Annotated in this window: 20 protein-coding genes and 1 pseudogene; 20 read left to right on the top strand and 1 reads right to left on the bottom strand. The window is 44.6% G+C overall.

Features of this window, described 5'->3' with window-relative positions; all coding sequences use genetic code 11:
* The first annotated feature begins 2 nt into the window (after positions 1–2).
* The 18 genes and pseudogenes from ACN6MW_RS29375 (at position 3) to glgP (ending at position 21,364) form a co-directional block, all read left to right on the top strand.
* Positions 3–836, top strand: coding sequence for a carbohydrate ABC transporter permease (locus ACN6MW_RS29375; RefSeq protein ID WP_419873280.1), 834 nt, complete (start codon positions 3–5; stop codon positions 834–836).
* A gap of 73 nt (positions 837–909) precedes the next feature.
* Positions 910–2,649, top strand: coding sequence for a cache domain-containing sensor histidine kinase (locus tag ACN6MW_RS29380; protein ID WP_419873281.1), 1,740 nt, complete (start codon positions 910–912; stop codon positions 2,647–2,649).
* A 28-nt stretch (positions 2,650–2,677) separates the two neighbouring features.
* Positions 2,678–4,243, top strand: coding sequence for a response regulator transcription factor (locus tag ACN6MW_RS29385; RefSeq protein WP_419873282.1), 1,566 nt, complete (start codon positions 2,678–2,680; stop codon positions 4,241–4,243).
* A 560-nt stretch (positions 4,244–4,803) separates the two neighbouring features.
* Positions 4,804–5,244 carry an NUDIX hydrolase gene (locus ACN6MW_RS29390; protein ID WP_419873283.1) on the top strand — a complete coding sequence of 147 codons (441 nt, stop codon included), beginning with the start codon at positions 4,804–4,806 and terminating at the stop codon, positions 5,242–5,244.
* Positions 5,241–5,777, top strand: coding sequence for a histidine phosphatase family protein (locus tag ACN6MW_RS29395; RefSeq protein WP_419873284.1), 537 nt, complete (start codon positions 5,241–5,243; stop codon positions 5,775–5,777). Before ACN6MW_RS29390 ends, ACN6MW_RS29395 begins: the two co-directional genes overlap by 4 nt.
* A gap of 201 nt (positions 5,778–5,978) precedes the next feature.
* Complete coding sequence (locus tag ACN6MW_RS29400) at positions 5,979–7,229, top strand: ATP-grasp domain-containing protein (protein WP_419873285.1); 1,251 nt, start codon at positions 5,979–5,981, stop codon at positions 7,227–7,229.
* A gap of 100 nt (positions 7,230–7,329) precedes the next feature.
* Positions 7,330–7,515, top strand: coding sequence for a hypothetical protein (locus ACN6MW_RS29405; RefSeq protein ID WP_419873286.1), 186 nt, complete (start codon positions 7,330–7,332; stop codon positions 7,513–7,515).
* A 356-nt stretch (positions 7,516–7,871) separates the two neighbouring features.
* Positions 7,872–8,309 carry a MarR family winged helix-turn-helix transcriptional regulator gene (locus ACN6MW_RS29410; RefSeq protein WP_419873287.1) on the top strand — a complete coding sequence of 146 codons (438 nt, stop codon included), beginning with the start codon at positions 7,872–7,874 and terminating at the stop codon, positions 8,307–8,309.
* Between the two features lie 191 nt (positions 8,310–8,500).
* On the top strand, positions 8,501–9,523 hold the full coding sequence (locus ACN6MW_RS29415) for an NADH:flavin oxidoreductase/NADH oxidase (protein WP_419873288.1): 1,023 nt from the start codon (positions 8,501–8,503) through the stop codon (positions 9,521–9,523).
* Between the two features lie 62 nt (positions 9,524–9,585).
* Positions 9,586–9,954, top strand: a complete 369-nt coding sequence (locus ACN6MW_RS29420; protein WP_419876482.1) for a rhodanese-like domain-containing protein — start codon at positions 9,586–9,588, stop codon at positions 9,952–9,954.
* Positions 9,955–10,482: 528 nt separating this feature from the next.
* Complete coding sequence (locus ACN6MW_RS29425; protein WP_419873289.1) at positions 10,483–11,754, top strand: prolyl oligopeptidase family serine peptidase; 1,272 nt, start codon at positions 10,483–10,485, stop codon at positions 11,752–11,754.
* Between the two features lie 730 nt (positions 11,755–12,484).
* Positions 12,485–13,324 carry an AraC family transcriptional regulator gene (locus ACN6MW_RS29430; RefSeq protein ID WP_419873290.1) on the top strand — a complete coding sequence of 280 codons (840 nt, stop codon included), beginning with the start codon at positions 12,485–12,487 and terminating at the stop codon, positions 13,322–13,324.
* A 130-nt stretch (positions 13,325–13,454) separates the two neighbouring features.
* A complete protein-coding gene (locus ACN6MW_RS29435) occupies positions 13,455–14,330 on the top strand; it encodes a phytanoyl-CoA dioxygenase family protein (protein WP_419873291.1) in 876 nt (291 codons plus the stop codon).
* Positions 14,331–14,578: 248 nt separating this feature from the next.
* Positions 14,579–14,743: pseudogene (locus tag ACN6MW_RS29440) on the top strand (DinB family protein); the annotation flags it as partial.
* Between the two features lie 744 nt (positions 14,744–15,487).
* Positions 15,488–16,711, top strand: a complete 1,224-nt coding sequence (locus ACN6MW_RS29445) for a Ger(x)C family spore germination protein (RefSeq protein WP_419873292.1) — start codon at positions 15,488–15,490, stop codon at positions 16,709–16,711.
* Positions 16,712–16,975: 264 nt separating this feature from the next.
* The gene (locus tag ACN6MW_RS29450) at positions 16,976–18,241 is read left to right on the top strand and encodes an acyltransferase (protein ID WP_419873293.1); all 1,266 of its coding nucleotides are present in this window, start codon (positions 16,976–16,978) and stop codon (positions 18,239–18,241) included.
* Between the two features lie 154 nt (positions 18,242–18,395).
* Positions 18,396–18,734, top strand: coding sequence for a DUF4190 domain-containing protein (locus tag ACN6MW_RS29455; protein ID WP_419873294.1), 339 nt, complete (start codon positions 18,396–18,398; stop codon positions 18,732–18,734).
* A gap of 452 nt (positions 18,735–19,186) precedes the next feature.
* Positions 19,187–21,364, top strand: a complete 2,178-nt coding sequence (gene glgP / locus ACN6MW_RS29460) for an alpha-glucan family phosphorylase (RefSeq protein ID WP_419873295.1) — start codon at positions 19,187–19,189, stop codon at positions 21,362–21,364.
* Between the two features lie 398 nt (positions 21,365–21,762).
* Here glgP and ACN6MW_RS29465 read toward each other — a convergent pair whose 3' ends face one another.
* Positions 21,763–23,025 (bottom strand): MFS transporter, encoded by a 1,263-nt coding sequence (locus tag ACN6MW_RS29465; protein WP_419876483.1) that lies wholly within the window; start codon positions 23,023–23,025, stop codon positions 21,763–21,765.
* A 310-nt stretch (positions 23,026–23,335) separates the two neighbouring features.
* Here ACN6MW_RS29465 and ACN6MW_RS29470 point away from each other — a divergent pair, with 310 nt between their 5' ends.
* Entirely contained in the window at positions 23,336–23,917 is a 582-nt protein-coding gene (locus ACN6MW_RS29470; protein WP_419873296.1) for a TetR/AcrR family transcriptional regulator, read from the top strand.
* 1,362 nt (positions 23,918–25,279) lie between these two features.
* Entirely contained in the window at positions 25,280–25,663 is a 384-nt protein-coding gene (locus ACN6MW_RS29475) for a hypothetical protein (protein ID WP_419873297.1), read from the top strand.
* Positions 25,664–25,836: the final 173 nt, after the last annotated feature.

A 25,836-nucleotide genomic window follows, 5' to 3' on the forward strand; every position in this document is an offset into this window, starting at 1 on the left:
AGATGAAATTTTCCAGCTATTCCAAGGCGATTCTTGTGATTATTTCCTTTGCTCTGCTAGTCATCCAAGTTTATCCGCTTGTATGGGTATTCATCTCCAGTTTTAAGGAACCTACCGATTTTTCCGGTAATAACCCGCTTAGCCTGCCCAGCCGATTCACATTCGAAAATTATCTCAGCGTTTGGCACAAAGGGAATTTGGGCACTTATTTTTCTAATAGTCTCATCGTCGCGATGACGACCATCGTGCTGGTGATCCTGTTCAGCGCCATGGCCGCTTTCGTTATTGAGAAGATGCGTTTTAAATGGAGCCAAAGCGTGTTGTTCTTATTCCTGTGCGGCATTATGATCCCGATCCAAGTCGTGCTCATACCGCTTTTCATTCTTTATAACAAAACTGGAATTATCAATACGCTCGCTTCCCTCATTTTGCCCCAAGTAGGTTTTGCTCTGCCGATCTCGATCTATCTTTTCGTGAGCTTCTACAAATACATCTCGAACGAGATTATGGAGGCTGCTGTTATGGACGGCTGCGGTGTTTATCAGGTATTCTGGCGGATGATATTACCACTATCCCGTAATACGATCGTCACGGTTGTCGTCATGAATCTGATGTTCGTCTGGAATGAGTTTATCTTCGCAAATACGTTTATTCACGACATGAAATCACGGACCATTCCGGTTGGTTTAATGGATTATATCGGCCAGTACGGGTTGACGGATTGGGGAGCGACCTTTGCCGCAATCAGTATCACGACAATCCCGACCATGATTGTTTACTTCATTTTCAACAAGAGCGTTATTTCTGGCATGACCGCAGGAGCGACAAAAGGTTGATCTCGCATATACCTTTGGCTGTAGGTATACTGAAAGTACCAGGCTTTATACTCTTCATAGTCAGAGGGATTTCATGAAAATAAACCGGCCGTTCAAGGCGATCAGCATTCGAAGTAAGATTATCATTTTGTCCATCGCCTGTTCCTTGCTGCCGCTTGTCCTTATTGCCTCCTTAACCTATGTCTATTTGAGTAAAGCGGTCGAGAACAAGGTGTCCGATACCACCTCCAATTTGCTGGGCTCAATCAATTGGAATATCCAAACTTTCGTGAATGACGTTGATACGATTTCAAAACTGATGCTGTCTTCCCGTGACGTTCAGGCCTTCCTTTCCTATAACAAGCATGATTTCAAGGAAATCTATGACCTTCAGAATGCCACTCGTAGTCTGATCGTCAATATTTCCAACAACAAATCGTATATACGTTACGTTTACGTAGGCAGCGAGCAAAGGGAGCTGATCGTCACGAACCAATGGGACAGATTCACTTACGACAATATCTATCAGGCTGTCTCCCGGTCGAAATGGTATCAGCAAGTTAATGACATGGGTGGCCAGGGATTGTGGCTGAACAGCGATGAAGTCCGTCTCGTTAAGAACAGTCCGAACTTGCTGCTGTACGGCAAACGATTAAATAACCTCGATACGCTCGAACAGATCGGCATGTTGATCATTTCAATCGATAGACGGGTCTTCGATGAAATGTTCAAAGACATTACCAATACGGAAAACGGGCATTTAATGATCATGGAGCAAAACAAAGTCATTTATCATAATTCCCTGAATGCCGATTTGAAACAGATTCCCCAAAAGGAATTGAAGCTGCTCTATGATTTGCCTGAACAAGGCACCCGCATCGAAACGATTAACGGAGAACGATATGTCATTACCTTCGATACGAATCCGGGGACCCAGTGGAAAGTGGTCAGTATGATCCCCTATTCGAACATCAATTCGGAAATCGTCTTGATTCGTAATGTTACGTTCTTATTGACGCTGGTCGCTTTCCTGCTTGCCGCCTATGGTTCGTATTTGATCTCGAACCGGATCACCAAGCAATTAACCTTACTCTCTTCCGTCGCCCGAAAAGCGGCCAAACGGGATGAAATCGAAGGAATCCTCTTTGAGGAGGAAGACGAAATCGGAAAAATCGGCAATCAATTCTTGCGAACCTTCCGTACCAACACCGAATTGTCGGACAAATTGATCGAAGCCAAGCTAAAGGAGAAGGAAGCGGAGCTGCATGCGCTGCAGAGTCAAATCAACCCTCATTTCCTTTACAATACGCTGAATTCCATATATCTAATGGCGGAACGAATCGATGCCAAAAACATTTCCAAAATGGTCATGTCTCTTTCTAATATTTTTAAATTAAGCTTGAATAATGGGGACTACATTACGACTGTCGGTAATGAAATCGACCAAGTGAAAAATTATTTGGACATTCAAAATATCCGCTATAGCGGAAAATTCGAGGTGACAATCGACCTCGAACCGGGTATCGAACATATCCGCATGCTGAAGCTTCTTATTCAGCCCTTGGTGGAAAATGCGATTTTTCATGGAATTGAGTTGAAAGAGGACAAAGGGAGCATTGCCATTCGGGGCCGAAGAGAAGGGGAAACGCTTGTATTCGAAGTCGAGGATGATGGAGTGGGTTTTGATCCTGCTGCAATGCAGCCGAGGGGATATGCCTTAAGGAATATACAGGAAAGGATCCAATTGCATTACGGCCAAGACCGCGGGATCCGAATAGGCAGCGTTCCGGGCGCCGGAACCAAAGTTACCCTTGAGATCGGTATAATGGATTGAGGTCGGGCGATAAAGGTGGGAACACATCATGTATAAACTTTTTATAGCAGATGACGAACAGCTCGTGGTGGAAACGTTGTCGGCCTTGATCGATTGGAACGCATCCGGGATACGGATCGTGGGGACGGCAAACAACGGCAAACAAGCGCTGGAACGGATTCTTCAGTCGGATCCGGACATTGTCCTGACGGATATTCGGATGCCCGGCCTGAACGGGCTTGAGCTGATTCGTGCCCTGAAGGAGAAAGGCCAAAAAGCGGAATGCATCATCGTGAGCGGGTATTCCGAATTTAAATATGCCAAAGAAGCTATTGAGCTCGAGGCGGTGGATTATCTAATCAAGCCGGCAGAGCTCGATGAAGTGGCCAAGACCGTCTCGAGGACGATCGAGCGTCTGGAGCGTAAAGCGGATCAAACGGGGAATCGTCCTGAGCTTCGTATTGCAAAAGCATTAGATCGGGCGGTGTTTACGGATCTAATCGTCCATGGAAAACGTCCAACGTTCGATCAAACGACATACGAACGATATGATCAGTTTGCTGCCATCGTAATCGGAAGCTCGGCGATGCTTTGGCTCGAACGAATGAAAAACACTGGCGTTACGGATGCTCTCCTGAGCTTTTTGGCGAATAGTGGAATCATCGTGGATCTGCTCTACGAGCAGCAGAAAGTCATCCTATTATGCATGGCGGCCCTAGAGGAATACGCGTCATTAACGGAAATTCTGATGGCTGCAGCCGCAACATTTTCTTCGAATGACAGCTCATCGGACGAACTTTCATTATCGTTTGGAATCGGTCCGGTTGTAACCGAAATCATGCATGCGCACATCTCTTTTTTGGCAGCCGACAAGGCATGTCAAATGGGTTTGTTCTACGGCGTTCTGGTAATGGACGGAAACAGTTGGCCCGAGATCACCCGCGTTTCCGAGAGATTGATGTCCGATTGGTCTGACCAGATACAATCCTTCGTCCGTTACGAACAGAAAGAGTTCGAAGAGCTGCTCGATCGTTGGATGGAATGGGGTACGGGGCGATTGATCGCTCCCGTTACCCTGAAGAAGGCCGGCATCCAATGGGCGAACCGGTTGTACGATCTGATCGAGCAGGACTATGGAATCAAGATCGAGAGCGTGATCGGAGACCGCACGCGGCTGATTGACAGGATACTGGAAGCGCCGAATTGTGCGTCTTTGCAGAAACAGTGTCAGGATTTGGCGCAGAGCGTGCAATTTTATTTGAACGTAACGAAAACCACCTTGAAAGAAAAGGTGGTTCAAGAAATCAAAGCTTATCTGGAATCCCATTACCATGAAAATATCCAACTTGATCGATTAGCGGAGCGATTCGACCTCAACTCTTCCTATGTAAGTAACTTATATTCCAAATCGACCGGACAGACGATTCTGGAATATGTCACTTTGCTGCGTATTCAGAAAGCGAAACAGATGCTGAGGGAAAGCAGCTTCAAAATCTCCAAAATATCGCAGGACGTCGGTTATGATAACCAGCGGTATTTCTGCCAAGTTTTCAAGAAGCATCTGGGCGTAAGTCCCGGCAAGTATAGAGAAGACCATATGATAAAAAGCGAATGAGACATTCGTCATGAAGGATTTTGTTCCTGTAAGGATGGTACGATATAAAGGGCATCGAGTTGGGACGTCACCGGCGGCAACAAAAGTAGTCATAATCAATAGGCTGTGCCAATCGTTTCGCTTCTACGGACTGAACCAGTTGATTCCACGGCTGACGGTTTCTAGTGTTATGAAGGGATCAATCCCTTCATTCCGGGCTTTATTGAGCACTGCACCTAAGTCGGCAAAATGAACTACTCTTGCTTCTTCCTTATGCGACTTCAAGGTACGCTGCCTTGGGGGGATTACCAGGTATCTGGCTTGGCTGATTTCGAACCGCTATACAAGGAGAGCCAAGAAAACGAAACACTTCGCTTGAAAGCGGAGATCGAGTTCATCTTGGAAAAGATTGAAAAAAAAGGATGACAAAATGTGATTAGCATTATTTTATTTAACTAACGGGTAACGATAGTCAATTGCGAAGGAAATAATAATTCAGTATTTCATGATAAAATTTGGGAAAGCATTGGTAGAGATACGAAATATCCGGGTACATACGCTCAGCTCAATGGAGGTACTTAATGTTTATTGTGAATGTTGAGGGTGCAGTCTTTTATAAAGAAAAATGGCTTTTAATTAAACGCAGTACAAAAGAAGAACATGCGGGAGGAACTCTCTCTCTTGTCGGTGGAAAAGTTGATTTTGAAGGGATCTCTTTGGATATTCTCGAAAGGACTGTTAGTCGAGAAATATTTGAGGAAGTAGGCATTGAAATTTCAGAATACATACATTTCTTGTATAGTTCTTCATTTTTATTAGATGATGGGCGGCATGTTATTAACATTGTTTTTCTTTGTGAGTATGCCACAGGAACAGTACATTGCAAAAGTCCTGATGAAATCGAAGAGGTATGTTGGATGACATACGAAGAAATAATGAATGATCCTAATACACCACATTGGACGAAGGAAAGCATAAGAAGGGCAGAGAAACATCTGAGGAATGGGAGAGGGAATCTTTGAATATTTTTATCGTGAGACACTGCAAAGCGGATGGACAATCACCACGTGCTAATCTTACAGAAGAAGGAGATACGCAAGCTAACCGTCTTGCAGAATTTCTATACGGAAAACATATTGAAAGCATCTATTCAAGTCCTTTTGTAAGGGCAATTAATTCAATCACCCCATTAGCGCAGAAACTCAAAGTTAATATTATTACAGATGACCGTTTATCAGAAAGAATATTGTGCGCTGGAAACCATCCGAATTGGCGCGAAATGCTTCGTAATACTTTTAATGACCTGGAGTTGTGTTATGAAGGCGGGGAGTCAAGTGTCACTGCGATGAATCGTGCATTATCGGTCATAAAGGATATAAGAGAAAGCGGTTTAAAAAATGTTGTCATAGTTACCCATGGAAACTTAATGTCTTTGTTACTTAAATATTTTGACAACAATATCGGTTTCGCGGAGTGGGAAGATCTATCAAATCCAGATGTCTATCACTTACAATTTGATGACGCAACACCAATTATTCAAAGAATCTGGTGTTAATCAGTACGCTAACGGGCGGCATTCCTATGTCTGAGAAACTTCTCCAAATTGGGGTGAAGTCGCTTTATTATGTTCTGAAATCATTGTGTCTCAAGGGCTCATATTTCTGAAAAGTTTACTGTGCTATTCCTCATTAATGCAGGTATGTTTTTTGATATAATTAGAGGAATGAATGTAGAACATGTTAAACGAGGAGAAAACATGAATAGTTACGATTTTTTACCGATTATTCTTGGAAGCGATGAAAATGCTTATGGAAACGTTAGACTTATCTATGAGACTTACCAGATCAAACCACTGCTGCTGTGCAGTCGGCTGTTAATCCCAACCATGCACAGCAAATTGTTCGATCTCATTCAAATCGATCGATTTGACCATGAGAACGTATTTCCGGACGCTCTGCTTTCCATATTGGAAAAACACATCTTTCCGAACAGAAAACTAGTCGTCATTCCTTGCTCGGATTACTATGCCGGCATGTTGTCGCGGCATTATAGCAAATTCAAAGGACTTATCGGGAATCATTTTATATCCGAAGCTTTGCTTGATACGCTAGATACGAAAGATAAATTCTATAAACTATGTGAAAAACATGGGCTGGATTATCCGAAAACGATTGTTTGCGAGCCGTATGAGCGCGAAAGAGCGCTGGAACAAATGGATTTTCAATATCCAATCGTCGTAAAACCGGAAAACAGCAATGCCTACTCGTATTTGCATTGTCATTTTGCAGGAAAAAAGAAGGTGTTTTTCTTTAACACTAAGGATGAGTATTTATCGATGGTCAAAAACATGAATACTTCCGATTATAAAGGAAAGTTAATTATACAAGAATTTATTCCTGGCGGGGACAGCTCGATGCGTGTCATCAATAGCTACTCCGACGACAACGGGAAAGTGAAAATGATGTGTCTAGGCCAGCCGGTGCTTGAGGAATATGCGCCGAAAACACTTGGCAACTACGCTGCGATTATTTGTCGTTCTGATATGGACATTTATCAGAGGGTAAAAGAATTTCTTGAAAAGATCGGTTATGTCGGTTTTTCCAATATCGATATGAAATATGACTCCAGAACTGGCAGATACATGATGTTTGAAATTAACCCGAGACTTGGCAGAAGCAGTTTTTTTGTCAGGGCAGCAGGACTTAACATGATAGCTGCGCTGATTGATAATGTTGTATACGGCAAAGATGAAGACTGCGTATATAGTGACAAAACAGCCCTTTGGACAAATGTACCGAAAGTCGTATTGCGAAAATATGTAACTGAACCGGCATTATCTGATGAAATTAAAAAGCTGTACAATCAGAAAAAAGTGCTCAAATCACTTTGGTATAAAAAGGACTTGAACATGAAACGCATTTTAAGAGTCTCAAGGTATTATTTCGGCCATATAACCAATTTCCGACGATATTATTTTAACAAGGACAAGATGTATCCACCGAATTGAGAGAATAGGTGCTTATCAAAATTGGCGTGACTAAAGACAGGCCTAACCAGAAGCGGTTGTGATAACTGTTTCCAAGGCGATGAAATTCTGGGGGGTTATTTTGGGTAGTATACTAATTTGGTCCATCCTGCACTGTGACTACATCAATTTTCCGTTGAAGCTCATAGAGCTAAATGGAGGATTAAAGCACGCCCGGCATCCTGTCAATTTTGTACAAGAAACCGATCTAAAGCCCATGCTGGCCGATTTGAATTTTGCCTTTTGGTCGAATCCGCTGCTGGTATAGCATGGGGAGTCAAAACGTAGACAGCTTACCGAAGTATGACGGTTTTCTTAATTGGAAAGTCGCTTGGATCAGCATATCTATTCTAATACTTAATTTACTTTTCACAGTAATCATACCTCATGCTAAACTGACGGATTACGATAATTTAAAGCAAGAGGCTTGAAGCAGCAATCGAGTTAGGAAGTATTATTTCGTTTTGTTCATTCCTCGGATGTTGGCGATGATTAAGCTTATTTCGAGAATGCTACTGGTCTGAATAAGGAATAAACGTTATAATATTTTTTATTAAAAGAATGGCAGTTCTATTGTATTAACTGAAGGACCATGTTCAATAAAAACAGAGCAGGTGGAAATTAATGTATCCCAACAATGAAATTTTAGATAACTGGCTATCCTTTACAAACATCCAAATGAGCATTAATAACAAGTTGGAGACTGCTTTACAAGAGAACTACGGTTTGTCGTTAAAGGAATTTTATGTTCTTTATTTCCTGTCACAAACTAACGATAAAGAATTAAGATTGTTGCAACTGCAAGAGATGATCGGTTTGAGTCAAAGCGCTATTTCAAGACTGGTGGGCAGAATGGAAGCAAAAAGCTGTGGTGCCCTGCAGCGGCATGTTTGTGAAGACGATCGCAGAGGAATATATACCCGCATGACGGAGCTCGGAGAAGAAAAATTAAACATGGCTCTGCTTACTTTTAATGAAATTTTTCAGACCGCATTTATGGAGGATGGTCTCCAGCCTGAGCTGCAATCCTTAATCGAAAAATTCAACAGGATGGATAAATAAATCCACATCACAATAAGAACAGATGCCATATAAGATAAAATAAAAGATCTTTGCTCGGAAATGTTGCGCCGAGCTATATTTATTTGTGAAAATAAGCTGATCATTTTCTGCCATTCCTAGTTGACACTGAAAAAAAATTTGTGTTAATATATGCGTGCGCATGCATATAAATGATTAAAGGAGTTTTTACGATGATTAATTTATTTAGTCCATATAAGTTGAAAGGAATGGAGTTGAAAAACAGGATTATCATGTCTCCGATGTGTCAATATTCGGTTGATAAAAAAGACGGAATCGCGACCGAATGGCATTATTTGCATTATGTAAGTCGTGCTGTTGGAGGAGCCGGGATGATCATGATTGAAATGACCGATGTAGAGCCAGACGGACGAATCTCTGATTTCGACTTGGGCTTGTGGTCTGACGAGCAAATTCCTGCATTAAAAAGAATTGTAGACGCCTGCCATGACTACGGTGCAAAAGTGGGAATACAAATTGCACATGCAGGACGCAAAGCGGAAGATGTTCTAGTCCCGGTCGCTCCTTCGGCGATCCCGTTTAACGAAAATTCAAAAATGCCGAGAGCCCTCACAACCAGCGAAGTTAAAAATATGGTGGAGAAATTTCGCAAAGCCGTACAGCGTGCTGTCAAAGCCGGAGTAGATACGATTGAAATTCATGGTGCTCACGGATACCTGATTCATCAATTTCATTCTCCGCTAACGAATAAAAGAGATGATGAGTATGGAAAAGATCTAACCAGATTCGGTCGTGAAGTTATCAAAGCCGCCAAAGCCGAGATGCCGGAAGATATGCCGCTCATGATGCGCATATCCGCTAAAGAATACGTAGAAGGCGGGTACGGTATTAAGGAAAGTATTGCCTTCGCTAAGGAATATCAAAAAACAGGTATAGACATTTTCGATATTTCTTCAGGCGGGGAAGGACCGATTACAGCATGGGGAAGACCTGGTACTCACGCTGCGTATCAAGTGCCACTAGCCAAAGAAATGAGGTTGGCACTTGGCGTACCTGTCATCGCGGTAGGCAGACTTGAAGATCCTATTTTGGCCAATGCAGTTATCGGAAATGAAGAAGCGGACCTTGTAGCTATAGGGAGAGGAATGCTGAAAAACCCATACTGGGCCCTAGAAGCCGAAATCAAACTAAAAAAAGAATCGACGGCTCCAAGACAGTATACGACGGGTTTTTAATGGCTCATAACGACACACAGCTGCTAAGGCATTTTAGAAAGGAGCGCAGGATGATTACGTTAATGTTTATTTTAGCCGGCGCTGTGATCCTATGGATCCTGCGTCAGTGTTGGCCTATTCATGGCCTTATCGAAGTGAACCAGCTAGACTGTATTGATGCTAAGGGCAGGAACCGAACCTTGAAACTGCTCGATGTCCGAGATGCCAGCGAATATCTCACTGGCCATATTCCAGAGTCGATTAACATATCTACGGGCAGGCTCCCTTACGTCTGGCAACTTAATTTATCGCCTGAAGACGATGTCGTGATCCTATCGGATAATGCGCACCAACGTAATAAATCAGCCAGAATTTTACGTAAACATGAATTCCGACACTTGTATGTATGGCATGGAAGCATCACGGACTCGCCAAGAATAATTTGTGAGTAAAATCATAGAATTAATAATTGACAAAAAAATACGATTAAGAAGTCGCGTAATCGCGGCTTTTTTTATTTTTATCGATATATGTTCTTGTTAAAAGGCTATGACAAGCACATATATCGTTTGCCGACGCTGCCTCTATCATTAAAAACATATGGGGAACGAAGGGCAAGTCAGTCTTTTTGATAGCGCGGCGGTCGGCCTATTGTTCGGCGTGGTGGAGATTCAGCTTTATCGTTACATCAACTGATCGTAAAAACGAAAATAAAGGTCGTAATATTGTATGTGAGCCTCCATATGTTTCAGGTAGAATGATAACTAGGGGTGAAACGGCAGTTGGCTTATCTCATTCAGGTCGCTGATTAGAAAGATTTCGAATCTCTGGTCTTGTATAGCTGGCGCTCTTTGTCTTATGAATACTATCTCATTCCTTGATGGGTCCGGAATTGGAATACCGGACCAGCAATGTTTCCGAGTAAGACTATTTCTGGCAAGACTCAAGCATTTTAATCTGAGAAAAAGGTGGATTTTGCTATGGGAAGAAGTTACTACTCAATTATCGAGATAACGGATCATGGTCCTTACGTTACCAAACTGGTACTGCCCATGCCGATGAACGTGAAGGCGGAAGCGGTGAAGCCGGAATGCTTTAGTGTATATGTGGAGCGGAAGGACAAGAAAGGTGAGATCCTGAAAATATCGAGGAACTGGTTAGAGAAGACGGATAAGGAGTTAAGCAAGGGCTACTGCGTGGTGAAAGCCGCTTATCCTTCCTGCCAGTATGGCGTACGGAAAGAGGAAGGGGAATTCGTAACTCTGGAAATGAAGTATGGACCGCTCGATTCCTTATCCGCTGCAATTGCCTGTCCGAACGACTTCAACGAGTTTATCATTAGCGATTACCAGATTACCCAGATTGCAGAAATTCTGGCGGATGATGAGAAGCTGACGGGATTGGTATTTGACTTGTGTGCAGGCAATACCATGAAACAGGGGGAGAAGTTCCTGCACGGCATTTCCTCCTATGATGAGGAGCCGTTAAAGTATGGCTACTTCGTGCCGCAGACTGGAAACGGCAGGCGGCCTCTCATCATCTGGTTGCACGGAGCTGGAGAGGGTGGACAGGATCCGACTATCGCTTATACGAGCAACAAGGTGGTGAACCTGGCCAGCGATGCAATCCAATCCAAGTTTGGCGGAGCTTATATGTTAGTACCGCAGACACCGACCTTTTGGATGAACGACGGCAGCGGACAGTACGGCAGGACAGGTAAGTCCAAGTATGGTGAGGCATTGAAGGCTCTGATTGATGAGTTCATTGCCAGGAATGATGCGGCAATCGACACTAACCGGATCTATATCGGAGGCTGCTCCAATGGGGGATTTATGACCATGCGCATGGTGCTGGACTATCCGGATTTCTTCGCTGCTGCTTATCCGGTTTGCGAAGCGTTGTATGATGAGGTCATCAGTGATACGGATATCGAGATGATTAAGTATGTGCCGATTTGGTTTACCCATTCCAAGGATGATTTGATTGTGAAGGTGGAGGAAACGGTCATACCGACTTATAAGCGCTTGATTAAGGCCGGTGCGGAGAATGTGCATTTCTCGTACTTCGATAAAGTTGTGGACATCCATGGCTTGTTTGAGGATGAAAAGGGAGAGCCGTTTATCTATAATGGGCATTTCTCCTGGATATATGCCCTGAACGATGACTGTCACCTGGATTATGACGGGAAGCCGGTCGTGGTGGAGGGTAAAGAAGTATCTCTGATGGATTGGCTTGCTAAGCAGAGCAAGTAAACGAAAAACATATCCAATTTAATGGAGAGTAAAGCAATAGAAGAATAAATTATATGAGATCGTATAGGGCAGCGCGTTTATTATGACTTGTGACCTGTAATTTATATCTGGGGAAACAAGCTAAGCAACAGACTAACCGCATTCTAATATGGATGCGGTTTTTTACCGGTTGCGGGCAGATTTGAGTCTGATCATAAATCAAAGGAAATCAGCGGCCGGCAAACAATCCAGAACATGATTTGAATTATATCTGGAAGATGATAGGAGTCGCGAGAATTGGAACCCTTTTGAATTTGAAATATTGCACTTTGCGCATTCATTTCTGAGAGAGGCAATCGGAAAAGTTCTCAATTGATTTACTATTCAAGATAAGCGGATAGCCCAAAATTATTTCGATAATGGTAAATCCTTGGTCCAATTATGAAGTCTTTGGTGATTTGATACCTATAGAATCAGTAAATCGCTCCTATACTTTAAGAGCACTAAATCTCAAGTGGCTTTTTGTCTGGAATATAATGAAGATGTATTTTTCAATAAAGAGCCTGGAACAGATACTTTAAAAAGAGAGGTCAAGGTGGATGAATAGAGGGTATAATGAAATGCTCGTGACACGGAGTCTAGGTAAGAGAAGGGGGAGCCTTTCTCTTTTTTGCCGCTACATTTTACCCGTAGACGCTGCATCCTGATGGAAGAATTTCTTTATGATTTCCATGCTAAGGAGGTTAACCGTGTGTATGATCCGCTACTTCATATTAACTTTCGTTCGGGCAACAATTTCGGTAAAGCCCGTTGTGAACCCGGTTGGAATTGGTGTCCGCTGCCTTTGTCTGACTTTGATCTCTGGTATGTGGTGTCAGGTTCAGGAACAATGCGAATTGGAGATGAACATCTTAAGCTGGCGAAAGGAAGCTGCTTTCTCATTCACCCAGGGGATCGGCCTGAAGCCAATCAAAACCTGGAAGATCGGCTTACGGTCATCTTTATCCATTTTAAAACGAGTAAGCTTACCGAAGATTCCGTTGTTGAACAAGACATTCCGATCGCCAGACATACATTTGTTCATGAACAATTTGGCTTTGAAATTTTGTTAAATCGTATTCTGGAAACATTAGAGCTTGGAGATGCCTTTTCCTCAGGCGAGTTTGACAGCCTGATGCGACTTGTGCTTTATGAGTTGCTCCGGAGTCAGGAAGGTAACCTGACTGGCGATAGCATCTCAGTAAAGCAGCGTCAGACGGTGGCAAGGGTTAGTTCTCTCATTCGTTCCAGCACTCAAGGGAAAATGACGGTTATGGAGGCAGCGCACTTGGCGGGATTGTCGGCGGAATATTTGAGTTTGCTCTTTAAAAAGACGATTGGAATGTCACTGCAGGGTTTTCTCACGAAAGCACGCATGGAAAGAGCTATGCATCTTTTGACCGAGACGACAATGAATGTTTCGCAAATTGCAGATGCGATCGGTTACGACAATGTGTTTTTATTTAGCCGGCAGTTTAAACGTCATTTTGGAGGTCCTCCTTCGATATATCGGCGTTCATCGGTAGCAGCCGTGCCGCATGGAAATGATTAGACTTCCTGTTGATATCGGAAAAAGGATAAAAAATCAAAGACTTGCTTCATGTTCGATGTTCTTTGCTGCATGATACGATAATGACAGCAACAAACCATTCATCGTATTAAGTAAGGAGGGGAAATTCCACATGGAAGAGCGTAAATCGAAGCGAACGCTGCATTCTTATGACACCGATGAGGAAGAAAATCTGGCAAGAACAATCGCAAACACCCTTTATCGTTACGATCAAATCGAGAATGAACGCATCCCATCCTGGGCCGAATTAACGGATAAGCATGTCCGTCTTTTTTGGGAAAGAGGATATTTGGTGGTGGAAAATGCATTGACGGATTCTGAGGTTCAAACGAGCTTAGAAGCCATAATGGACATTTTATTCCGTCGCTCGCTAGGCTCTCGTATTCAGTTTGTTAAACCAGAGAATGAACTTCATACCGACGAAGAGCGTGAGTTCGCCGCACGCAAAATTCACGGTTTTATGGACCATGAATCCCGATTGCGGGATATTGCTCTTCATCCGGATGTAGTGAATGCGATGAGTAAGCTGTTCGGAGAACAGGCAAAAGTCGTCCAAGATCAGGGGATTCTGAAACCGCCAAGCGGTGGATCGGAAAAACCATGGCATCAAGATATGGCTTACGGAAACTTGGCGTACGATAAATCCGTCATAGGCGCATGGTTTGCATTGGATCCGGCTGAATTGGATAACGGTTGCATGCATGTCATTCCGTATTCCCATCGGGAAGGCGCTGTCCCTCACTATGCTGAGCGTGATTGGCAACTCTGCGATCGCAGCGTGGCTGTTGCAAAGGATGTAGCGGTTCCATTGAAGCCAGGGGGAGTGCTTATATTCTCCGGTCTTTTACATCATGGCACACCACCGAATTTCTCGTCGAAGCGTCGCCGTTCGGTCCAAGTTCACTACGCGCCTGAATCAGCGGTTAAACTGAAACCCCGTGAATATAAAAAGATGTTTACTAACGAGATGACCGGAGCCGAATGTTGAATCCCACATTCTCTGCACGGAATTTCTGTAGATTTACGAAGTGGAGAACCGGAAATCTATGTCGCTAATCACGGGAACCATCTATATGCAGGGCACATGTACTTGTTCGAACAGTTCTATTTGTCTGTACTCGCGGAATTTCCGAACGAGAACATCTTTTCTGAAGATTCCAGGCTAGACGGACAAAGCGATAATGATAGAGCTCCGAAGTATGGCCGTCTCGATACGCATTTCTCCGACATCGTGGGCGTGTCGTCAACCACAGGTCGTATCACAGTGGCAATGCAACCGCGATGCTTAGGCAGTTAGGATATTCCGGGGTCCCGACGGATTATTTGTTTTATTTTGATGGAACTTCGGGAAGGTCAGCGGTAAACTGTTCCACCAACGAGAAACCAGAGTTGAATAAATGATTCGGGAGCAGACCGCTGTGGCAGTCTGCTTTTTCTTTTAAAGCACCGCTTAATCAGTGAGAAGTCTTTCTAATACTAATGAGCAGGGGCATTCTTCTCAGAAGTTGTTAGTTAACGATCCTTGATGATTAATTTCTTAGGATGTTGTAGAAACTGAAGAATAATAAATATTTCCAATAAAGATAAATGGGAAATCATCAAATTACGATGGGCCGGAATAGAAAAGTCAATTTAGAGGAATCAAGAAGCTGAAAGCGAAGCCGATGATCTCCGTTCCAAGAAAAAGGTTAGACTAAAATATGGGCGAGGATATCATCGGTAAAGGGTTTGCATGATAAGGATTACCTTTTTTGAAGTACTTACTTCTTCGGCCGAGCGAGAATTCGATGAAGTTGTCGTAAGTAACGATAAATTTTTCTTTGTCATCCAATATATTGGAACGTGTAGAGGCTGCATTTCTATCCGTGTGGGTAATTGCTGTATTTACGAAGCTGTTCTCCAGTTATTTTCTTATGAACTATGCCATAGGCTAGTTACTTCTGTTTCGTAAGCATAAGTTGTTATCTAATTCTACATTGCCCATTGTATTCGTGATGGCCATGCTTCCTCAAAACATTCAAAAGTATGTAACCATTGAAATTGTCGGACGCTTCGGTTTATATATCACAATCGGCTATACTGGTCTATTACTGATAATGTCGATCCTTAGCAAGAAGAGAGGTAATCGTGTTGAGGACAAGTGCGTTGATCAGAATCTTTAAAATATTTTGTTGTATCATCCTTGTCATCCCCTTTCTGACCGGCTGCTGGGATCGACTTGAGATTGAAGAGCGAGCTGTTGTATTAGGCGTATCCATTGACGCGGCTGACACAAAAAAAGCTGAACAAGAGGAGGAGGAGGTTTCTCATATTCGCGGATCAATTCCCGCACCGCAAAAAGGGATGATACGCGTTGCCGTACAAATCGCCCTGCCTGGAAGAATTCCACTCGGACCTGGCGAAGGTGGAGGTGGTAAGGGCTCAGAGAGTCATACCGTATGGGTTTTAGAGGTAGTTGGTAACAGCATCGACGATGCGATCATGAATTTGCAACAACAGGTCTCCAGCAGACTCTTTTTTGGACATTTGCGCGTCATCGTGGTGTCTGAAGCAGTAGCAAAAAAAGGACTTGAAAATGTAAATGATTATTTCCGACGTAACCCAGAAGTACGCAGGATGGCCTGGTTGGTGGTATCGAAAGGGAACGCTCTTAAGTTTATGAAAGCTACTCCGAAACTGAAAAGGGTACCTACTCTTTACTTGATTTCAACGCTAGATGAAGGAATTAAATTAGGCAAGTTTCCAAAAGATTATATCGGTATATTTTGGAGTAATGAGTCTAAAAAAGGGCAGGAAGGATTTTTACCCTATGTGGAAATGAAAAAAGAACAAAATGTCGAGATAAAAGGCCTAGCCTATTTCGTTGGCAATCAAATGGTGGGTGTAACGAAACCGTTTGAAATTGCTGGATATTTAGGAATAAAAGGAGTGAATCCAGCGGGTTATAGGAGATTCATTCCTTTGGGCGGGCCAAATGAATTCGTTATGACGAATGCCACGCAGCGCAGATCAAAAATTGATGTACGGATTAAGGACAATATTCCGCACTTCACAATAAGAATCTCCATGGATTTTGATATAGAGGAAAAACTTAGCGAGAAAATAGAGATTAATAACCTTGATATATTAAAAAAAATCGAACAAATACAGGAAGAGTCGTCCGTGAAATTTTACATGAAAATGATTAAAAAAACGCAAGTGAAAGGTTCAGATATATTCGGGTTCGGTGAATATGTAAGAGCAAAAGAGCCTCGTTATTGGAATAAACAGATCAAAACGGCTGAGAAATGGCGTAGTATGTATAAAGAGTGTACTTTCGATGTTAAAGTATCGAGGAAAATCCGACGGATTGGAATGAAGGCTAAATAATAGCTTGAAAGAAACCAAAGGAGAATTCCTGAAACGCCTAAATGAAAAATGGATTTGGTGGGAGGGTTTCATATACGAGAGTAAAGGAATGTAATCCATCGGGAGCTGGCGGAGGAGCTAATCCGGGGCTAACCCGCTTTTCCGGCTGGATCGGTGAAGGGATAATAGCACCGGAAAGCGTTAATTTATGCCAATTAATCTTCCTCTAATGTTTGACCGCTATAATCAGTTTATCTTTTGCCAACTGAGAATAGAGGTGACACCATGGAAAGTATGCAAGCGGAAATAGAACGGCAAGCGCCTCGTCCGGAGGTTCGTCAGAAAAAAGAGCGGATCGAAGAAGTGACGCTGCTTCGCGCGTTTGCCTTTTTGGCGGTGGCGCTTCAGCACTGCATTGCGGAGTATATTTATCGGCCCGACATCCTGCCGGCTGACTCGATCATGCTGGTGATGCTGTTTCATTTCACCCGGTTCGGAACACCGACGTTCGTATTTCTGTCCGGTCTGATTTTGTTTTACAATTACAGCGGGAAGCTGCATTACCGTTCGTTTATCCGAAAAAGGTTCGGCGATATTTTTATTCCTTTTCTAAGCTGGACGATCATTTACTGGATAGCGGTGGAAGGGGTTTTCGGCGGAAAGCTCATGCAGCCAACGGCTTGGACGAGTATTTTTCAGCAGCTGATCAAGCCGACATACGGTTACCATCTGTGGTTTATCCTTATGATTTTTCAGTTTTATTTGCTATTCCCGTTGTTTTCCTGGATGGTCGGAACATTCCGGTCACGGCTGCGGCCCAATTCGGAAGATGAATTACTTCCAAGGGTTGCGGGGATATCCCTGGCGCTTGGTCTGCTGCATGGAGCGCTGATGTGGCTGTCCTACTACAAAATGCCTGACTGGGCCGCTTCCGCAGGCGGTTTTTGGGCGGAGCTGATCGCGAACCGATCTTATTATTTTGTCTTGTACTTATTTTACTTCCTGATGGGGAGCGTATGCGCCTTCGGCTTGAACCGGTTTCGGAAGTTCGTAGGAGATGCTATGGGCTGGACGATGATTGCGTTTATCGGGGCATATATTTGGCTCGGCTATGATGTTCTGCGCTTCTCATCGGAGCGGATCAATTTGAATCTTTCCACCTATTTGAAGCCTACTACTTTTGTGATTATCGTCTCCCAGCTGTTGTTGCTTTATGGAGCCGCGCTGGTGCTGCAGAAAAGGAAAGGTGCGCTTTACCGCATTCTGCTGTTTATCGGACGGCATTCGTTCGGCGGTTTTCTGGCTCACGCGTTTGTGCTCATGCTGGTGAGCGGGGTAACACGGCCCCTGCATCTCACCGGGAATCATCTACCGGCTGCGTTGATTACATTTATATTGGTTGCAGCAGGAGCGATCGGATTATCCAGTTTATTGGAAAAGCTGCCGTTCGGACGATGGCTGGTCGGCCCAACGGGCCGCCGAAAGCCGAAGGCGACTGAAGTAAGCCGTTCCGTTTTGCAAAACAAACGCCGGCTGAATTTGGAGAAATAGTCAAATGTTGAAGGGACGTCATTTCGTGATGTCCCTTTTTTGACGTTATTAAATATGTTACTTTATTACTAATATGAGTGTTATTTACAGGACTTCATCTTGTGGTAAAAGATAATGACTGGTAAAATACGGTTAGACCGAAAGGAGGACTCGAATGGATCAAATTCCGAACGAGCCGCATAATCAATATTATCAACCGATGCAGCAGCTGCCGAAAACAAACAGTAAATCGATTGTGGCGCTTGTTCTTGGTATTCTCGCTATAGTTGTGCCCTATCTTGGATTTTTTATCGGAATTGTTTCTATCGTGTACGCAGGTTTATCTTTTAAGGAAATCAAAAAAAACGGCGAACAAGGCCGTGGCTTGGCGATTGCCGGACTTGTATGCGGAATTATAGGTACTGCTTTCTATGCCGTTTTTTTACTAATCGCCATCATTGCTTTTATCTTTATTGGAAGCACCGGTACAGAGCTGAATTATTCTTCGATCTAGTCCACTTATTAGAACGGCGGACCGGCCAGATTAGACACTTTTAAAAAAAGTGCCCGTCTGGCCGGTCTTTTGCACTTATACGGAAGGTCCAATCGACTCATTGAGTCGAGCGTCGGTTTTGGATTTTTTCCAGTCTCCATTTTCTGAACGCCGGCAATTTCCCGTTTGCTTCAATCATTCTTTCTGTCTCAGGCCGATGTCCAATAAAAAACCTCCATCAAAGATATGTTGAGGTTATAGCATACTATGCTGTCCCAACAGTTCAACAATTGTCAACTAAGATAGTGATCTGTATGAAAAATAGGTTTCCTCTATACCCGGCTTGCCGGAATTTACAACTCCGTGGTTCCCGCTTGCTATAGGCACGTGTACTGCAAACCGGCATATAGTATAGAGGCATCAAGTCAAGCGCTTACAAGGCGAAGCGCAATTTTTCGCGAAAATGAGGTGGGATGATGTCAAACGGCGGTGTAGCGTATTTCTCGGCAGAATTTGGACTTGACGAAACTTTACCAATTTACTCGGGCGGCCTTGGCATATTGGCAGGTGACCATATCAAGGCGGCCTCAGATATGAATGTTCAGCTTACGGGCGTAGGCATATTTTACGGTTACGGTTACTTCCAGCAGCACATCGATGAAGGCGGTTCGCAGCAGCATCTGTATCACAAAATCGACCCAGAGGCGAGCTCCTACCCAGTTCGTCTCGTGCGGGATGCCGAAGGACGGCCTCTTGTCGTCGACGTGATGGTGGGCGGCAGGCAGGTGTATGTGAAAGCTTGGTCCATTCAGATGGGTTCGGTCACTCTGTACCTGCTCAATTCTGACGTTGAATCGAATAGCGACGCGGACCGCCGCTTGACCGACACACTCTATCCGAGCGAACAAGACGTTCGCATAAGCCAGGAGATGATCCTTGGTATCGGCGGAGCGAGACTGCTTGCAACGCTGGGCATCCGGCCGGACGTCTGGCATATGAACGAAGGGCACGCAGCGTTCCTGACGCTCGAGCGCATCCGCATGCTGTCCGCCGAAGGAGTGTTGTTCGAGACGGCACTCGAAACGGTCAAGGCGAGCACTGTATTCACAACGCACACACCCGTACCGGCCGGGCATGATGTCTTCTCCATCGATATGATGGACCGTTATTTCGGCGGCTATTACTGGCAGTTCGGGACGGACAGGGAGCGAGTGCTGTCGCTCGGCCGAATGGGCGATACGTTCAACATGACACGGCTTGCCGTCAGCACGTCGTCAAAGGTGAACGGGGTGAGCAAGCTGCACGGCGAGGTGACCCAGGACTTATTCCACCGGTGGATGCCTCATATTCCGAGACAGGACATTCCAGTCGATTCAGTCACGAACGGCATCCATATCGGGACGTGGCTGGCCACCGGCATGAAGGATCTGTTCGACCGGCACCTCCCGCCCGACTGGGCCGTCCGCACAGCAGAACCGGAAGCATGGGCTGCTGTTCGGGATATCCCACTCATAGAGCTGTGGGAGGAGCATCAGCGGGCGAAATCTGAGATGGTCCGGGAGTTGGACCTGCCGCTTGCCTTATCCGGTGAAGGACCGTTGATCGTCGGCTTCGCCAGGCGGTTTGCGACTTATAAGCGGGCACTGCTCATCTTCCGCGACCTAGAGAGGCTCGCTCACATTTTGGGCGATCCGCAGCGCCCCGTGTGCCTAGTTTTCGCAGGAAAAGCGCATCCCGCGGACGGACCGGGACAGGAACTTATCCGCAGAATAGTGGAGCTATCCCAGGAGGAAAGGTTCAAGGGCCGGGTTTACATTGTAGAGAACTATGCGATGGATAAGGCGAAGAAGCTGGTCCAAGGCGTCGACGTTTGGCTCAACACGCCTGTGAAGCCGATGGAAGCGAGCGGTACAAGTGGGCAAAAGGCGGCCATGAACGGCGTACTCAACTGCAGCGTACTGGACGGCTGGTGGGTGGAAGGCTACAACGGGCGGAACGGCTGGGCCATCGAAGGCGCGACGGACGGCGACTTCGAGTACCAGGCGCAACAGGACAGCGAAGCGCTTTACCGGCTGCTCGAGGAAGAGATTATTCCGCTGTTCTACAAGCGGGGCGATCGCGCGGTCCCGACGGAATGGGTCAACATGATGAAAGAGTCGATCTGCTCAATCGCGCCCGTTTTCAACACCCACAGAATGGTTAGCGATTATTGGCACAAGTTGTATGTCCCCACGACCATAAGGGGGAAGCGGTTCGCCGCTGACAACTTCGAGGTCGCATCAAGGGTTGCCGCCTACAAGCAATTCATCCGTGACAACTGGTCCGGCGTCCGCGTCAGGAAATCAGACATTCTGGCCGACGATAGCAGCAGGATCGGGCTGAACAAGACGGCCTTCCGTGCCGAAATTCAACTCGGCGCCATCTGGCACAAGGACGTCCGCGTGGAGGCGGTCGGCTCCGACGGCCGTCACGGCATCTGGAAGGCTAAGCTGGATGTGGTACAGCAGCAGGCCAAGGGACTGTACGTCTACGAGGGCGCTTTACCTGATCTCTCAATCAACATCCGGAAGGCTAACGTGAACGTGCGGGTCACGCCGATCAGCCCAGATTTCATGACCGATTTCGAGATGGAGCTGGCTGCTTGGGGATAACGGAAGAACGGCATATAAGACGGCGGAGCCTTGAAGAAATCCGTCGACTTGCATTCATTGAGTGTGAGGGTAGACCATATTAATCCGCTCAAAATAACCGAATTCTTAAAGCGGTGTTAAATTTCAAATAACGATGTAGGTATTCCTTATCCATTTAAATTATTAATAAAGCTAGTAGGTGAAAATTCACACAATGTTGTATTAAACTTTAAACGGGCACTGTAGCTAATTTAAGACATGGAGGCAGTCGACCAGATGATCGGCTGCCTCTTTTTGTTTTTACTGAGGTTATTTTTTGGTGAAACAACCAATATAACGAATCGGCACCAAAAGAGTGAAAGATGATATATTCCCAACTGCCATCCGATTGCTTCCTAGCTACATCAGTGGTATGGCCTTCAATTCTCGAAAGAGGTGCTTTTTTCGTTACAGCAAGATTTTGAAAGTGTATGTTTAGCCATTATGTTTGATCCAGCCCCTTGCTGCTCTGCGTTCAAGCCTTTCGAAATTTCAACACCGCGGGTCATATACCAGAAAAAAAGGGCTGCCGCACTGACGGTTGCACCCAGCAGGCTCACGCCGGTCCATCCGAAAACGGCATAGACGGAGGTGGATGCGATGGATCCGGCGGCACTGCCGATCGAATAGAAAATCATATACCCCGCGGTAAGTCTGCTTCGGGCTTCGGGACGCACGGCAAGAATCATGCTTTGGTTCGTCACGTGGACTGCTTGAACGGCTAGATCCAATAGAACGATGCCTAGAACCAGTGCCGAGAGCGAATACGTGGTAAAACTAATGGGCAGCCAGGATACGACTAACAGGAGCAAAGCAAACCCGGTCGTTTTCTGCCCTATTCCTCGATCGGCAAGGCGACCAGCGCGCGATGCTGCGAGCGCCCCGGCAATCCCGGCGATGCCGAAAGCTCCAATCGCGGAGTGCGGGAGTGATAGAGGAGACGCGCTGAGAAGCAGAGCCATAGGAGTCCATAATGTGCTGAATGCGGTAAAGATCATTAATGCCAGCGCAGCGCGGATGCGCAGGATTCGCTCCTGCTTAAACAGCGTAATCGTGGATTTAAGCAATCTGATGTAGGACAAGGACGAGCTTCCTTGCTCGCCGTGTGGTAGAGCCATAAACAATCCGATTACGGCGATCAGCGTCAATCCCGCGGAAACCAGATAAACGGAGCGCCATCCGGCCAGATCCATTAAAACGCCGGCAAATGTTCTAGCAAGCAAAATGCCAATGACGATTCCACTTGTCACACGGCCGACGACGAGACCCCGATCCGCCGGAGCCGCTAATGAAGCGGCGAACGCAACGATCGTTTGGGTCACGACAGCAAGAAGTCCGACCGCCGCCAAGCCGACGAAAAGGACCGTTTCAGAAGCAGCGGTCCCTGCTGCGATTAGAGCCAAGACGGATAAAAGCATCTGTCCTGTGATCAACCGCCGGCGATTCAACAAATCGCCTAGCGGCACCAGCAACAGCAATCCCAGCGCGTAGCAAGCCTGAGTAACTGTGATTACGATACCTACGAATGCAGGAGAGATTCGGAATTCGCTGGCAATCGCGTCCAGCAGCGGCTGCGCGAAATAAACGTTGGCGACGGCCAGTCCGCACGAAACCGCGAACAAATGCGTTATATAGCGAGGCATAGGGCGGGCAGGTGTCGTCGCTGCGTATTCCTGTTCCGCAAATGTTACTTGATCACCCTTTGAAATGGAATGCAGACATTCAACATTGTTCTCCAATAGATCTCCTCCGTATGTGGTCTTATTTAAACGATAATAACATACTGTTCGGTATGTAATGACGAATTATAATCCCATTGATAATGATTGTAAAGAGCAGATTATAATCCTTTTTATAAGATAAATTGACTATAATCGGGTAATTGCTTGACCAAAGCGAAAGTGTTAGTTAAAATAATATTATACCGATCGTTATGTAAATAGAGGTGGATATATGCCGCGAAAGCGTGAATTTGACATAGAGAAGGCACTAGATGCCGCGATGGGCGTATTTTGGGAGAAGGGCTTTCATGCGACCTCTATAAGCGATTTGACCGAACGTATGGGCATCGAGCGTCCCAGTATTTATTCGACTTTCGGAGATAAACGAGGACTCTTTGAGACGGCGTTGCGTAAGTATAACAGCGCGCACGCGGCGCGGATTCGTTCCCAACTGCAAAGCAAACCTTCCGTGAAGGAGGGATTCCGTCGTTTTTTCGAGGGAATTGCGGCGCAAGACAACATGAATAATCCAAACTGGGGTTGTTTTTGTATTAATTCGATGGTGGAGCTTTCTCCACATGACGAGAAGTTTGAAATTTTGACCCGAGAACATCAAATGTATCTTTCAGCGCTCTTTCAGGAAACGATCGAACGCGGTATGCGGACGGGTGAGCTAAACGCCGACCTTGACGCTAGGGAACTAGCGCATACACTCGTCGTCTCGCTAATTGGGCTAACCGTTATGATGAAGTCCCGTCCCGATCGTTCCTTTACGGATCATACAATAAACGGAATCCTAGCGAATCTTCGCTGAAATATGCCGTGAGGGCTAATCACCAGAAAGTAGTTGCGTTTTAATAAAAAATACTACTACCTACACCATGTCCAAACGCCTTATTACTTATGAATCATATATCCATTGCAGCTGCATTGCTGCTGGTTAAGAACGAGCTGAAAGTACCGTTGGGAAATGGGCTAATTGTAGTGATTCTGGATGGATATAGGCGAGGCATACAGAAAGAGACACTAATGAGTGAAACTCAAGACCTGATAATATCTGCGGCAGCTGGTTCGTGGAGCATCATTTGTCTTCATGACAACAGTATATTATTTCATTACAGAAGAGAGCTTATAGGGGGTATGACACCATTATAATTGGATTGGTCGAGGGTAGTGAAGAAACCCGTACTACAGATGGAACGTGTGGCGTTTAACGATATTGGTATTTCCACTAAGGATAACAGATTGGTGGTTAATGTACCGCGAGATGATGTAACGAATTTCTTTTAGTAGCGTTTTTTTTGTTCTGGTTGTTTTGCTTTTTTCGCGTAGGAATGGGTTATCAAGATAGAGATCAATACTGATATAGACTTTGATAATATGTGTCACATTATATTTCAGTAAGCTATATTGAGTTTATAAAATTGATCCTTCTTTTGGAAGCAAGCACCTAATCTTGTTAACATAAATTTAAAAGGAGATAAAAATGAAAAGAGTTAACGTGAATCAATACATCGAAAAAAATAAGAAAACACTCTATGCCGCCGTGTATGAGAATGAAACAAAAGTAATAAAACGAGTAAATGTCGCATGACAAGAACTTGGTTTCTTATGACGAGAAAAGATACGAAAATCGATAAGATTCAATGAGTAAGAAAGACTTGCCGTTCCTTTCAGGCGATCCAGTCAATGCCGTTATTCGCAAGTTGTTTGCGATCGTCAGGTTGGACAAAATTATAAACACAAACCCATTCAGTCTGTAACGAATGGGTTTGTGTTTAACAATAGGCTGCAATTGTACTTGTCATTGCGGTTTTGACCTAAACTAAAATACCAATATGTATTTCGTATGATTATTGCAAATATCAAGGAACTTAGGAATATCAACAACATGTTCATGTAACGTGATACGACCATCTGCTAAAAGCTCAACATAACTGAGGGAACGTTCTCTTGTATGACGTCGCATAGAGTCAATCTGCCCTGATTGGATCATACCATCTTTTACTGCATGAAATAACACTATATATGTGCTTTGAAATGGATGGAGGCAAGTTAGATCATTGTAATTGCTCATCCTTTGCTCCTTTGTAATATTACCTTTTGAGCTCACTTGCAACATTTTAAGTTCTAACTCCGTTTAAACGAACAACATGACATTTGAGGGGGCTATACAATGAAATTTGGATTATGGGTATGCGGCCTTATTTTATTACTGACTTTTGTTAGTGGTTGTACAGGAAATAGTGACAATAATTCGGAGAATACAAGTGCTGCTAAAGGAACGGTTGTTTTTAAAGAAGTTGAAAATGAAAATGGAGAATTCAGATTCTTGATGATTCCTAATTCTGCGGGAATTGATTACGAGCAAATGTCTAAGGACGAACTCCTAGTTATTGCAAGAGGACAAGATGATTCTGCTTGGTATTATTTGTCTGAAGAACATTACAACCAAATCAAAGTTGGCAATGACGTTGAGGTAAAGTGGGATTCCTCTCATCAAGCCGAGTCAAATCCACCCCTTCGTTCAGTTGTAGACATTATAATCATGACTAACTAAACTAATTTAGAATAAAGTTCTTATCCCAATATACTTGAAATAAATATACTTGTTTTCAAGTAAGTGAAACGTTAGCACGCTGCTGCGGGGCTTGGCGCAGATATCTGCCACATTACTTTCTCCGCTCATCTTTTTCCGTTCATTTTCTGCCGTTCCTTACTTATCTATTCTAT

It is taken from the genome of Pristimantibacillus sp. PTI5, from assembly GCF_048572955.1.
In the GTDB taxonomy this organism is placed as follows: Bacteria; Bacillota; Bacilli; order Paenibacillales; family Paenibacillaceae; genus Pristimantibacillus.

Bases quoted from the DNA above. Each gene is read 5' to 3' on its own strand.
- ACN6MW_RS29435 (WP_419873291.1), top strand. From the start codon at position 13,455: ATGGAAGAGCGTAAATCGAAGCGAACGCTGCATTCTTATGACACCGAT.
- ACN6MW_RS29465 (WP_419876483.1), bottom strand. From the start codon at position 23,025: ATGCCTCGCTATATAACGCATTTGTTCGCGGTTTCGTGCGGACTGGCC.
- ACN6MW_RS29425 (WP_419873289.1), top strand. From the start codon at position 10,483: ATGGGAAGAAGTTACTACTCAATTATCGAGATAACGGATCATGGTCCT.
- ACN6MW_RS29400 (WP_419873285.1), top strand. From the start codon at position 5,979: ATGAATAGTTACGATTTTTTACCGATTATTCTTGGAAGCGATGAAAAT.
- ACN6MW_RS29470 (WP_419873296.1), top strand. From the start codon at position 23,336: ATGCCGCGAAAGCGTGAATTTGACATAGAGAAGGCACTAGATGCCGCG.
- ACN6MW_RS29390 (WP_419873283.1), top strand. From the start codon at position 4,804: ATGTTTATTGTGAATGTTGAGGGTGCAGTCTTTTATAAAGAAAAATGG.
- ACN6MW_RS29410 (WP_419873287.1), top strand. From the start codon at position 7,872: ATGTATCCCAACAATGAAATTTTAGATAACTGGCTATCCTTTACAAAC.
- ACN6MW_RS29450 (WP_419873293.1), top strand. From the start codon at position 16,976: ATGGAAAGTATGCAAGCGGAAATAGAACGGCAAGCGCCTCGTCCGGAG.
- ACN6MW_RS29415 (WP_419873288.1), top strand. From the start codon at position 8,501: ATGATTAATTTATTTAGTCCATATAAGTTGAAAGGAATGGAGTTGAAA.
- ACN6MW_RS29420 (WP_419876482.1), top strand. From the start codon at position 9,586: ATGTTTATTTTAGCCGGCGCTGTGATCCTATGGATCCTGCGTCAGTGT.
- glgP (WP_419873295.1), top strand. From the start codon at position 19,187: ATGATGTCAAACGGCGGTGTAGCGTATTTCTCGGCAGAATTTGGACTT.
- ACN6MW_RS29375 (WP_419873280.1), top strand. From the start codon at position 3: ATGAAATTTTCCAGCTATTCCAAGGCGATTCTTGTGATTATTTCCTTT.
- ACN6MW_RS29385 (WP_419873282.1), top strand. From the start codon at position 2,678: ATGTATAAACTTTTTATAGCAGATGACGAACAGCTCGTGGTGGAAACG.
- ACN6MW_RS29380 (WP_419873281.1), top strand. From the start codon at position 910: ATGAAAATAAACCGGCCGTTCAAGGCGATCAGCATTCGAAGTAAGATT.
- ACN6MW_RS29475 (WP_419873297.1), top strand. From the start codon at position 25,280: ATGAAATTTGGATTATGGGTATGCGGCCTTATTTTATTACTGACTTTT.
- ACN6MW_RS29455 (WP_419873294.1), top strand. From the start codon at position 18,396: ATGGATCAAATTCCGAACGAGCCGCATAATCAATATTATCAACCGATG.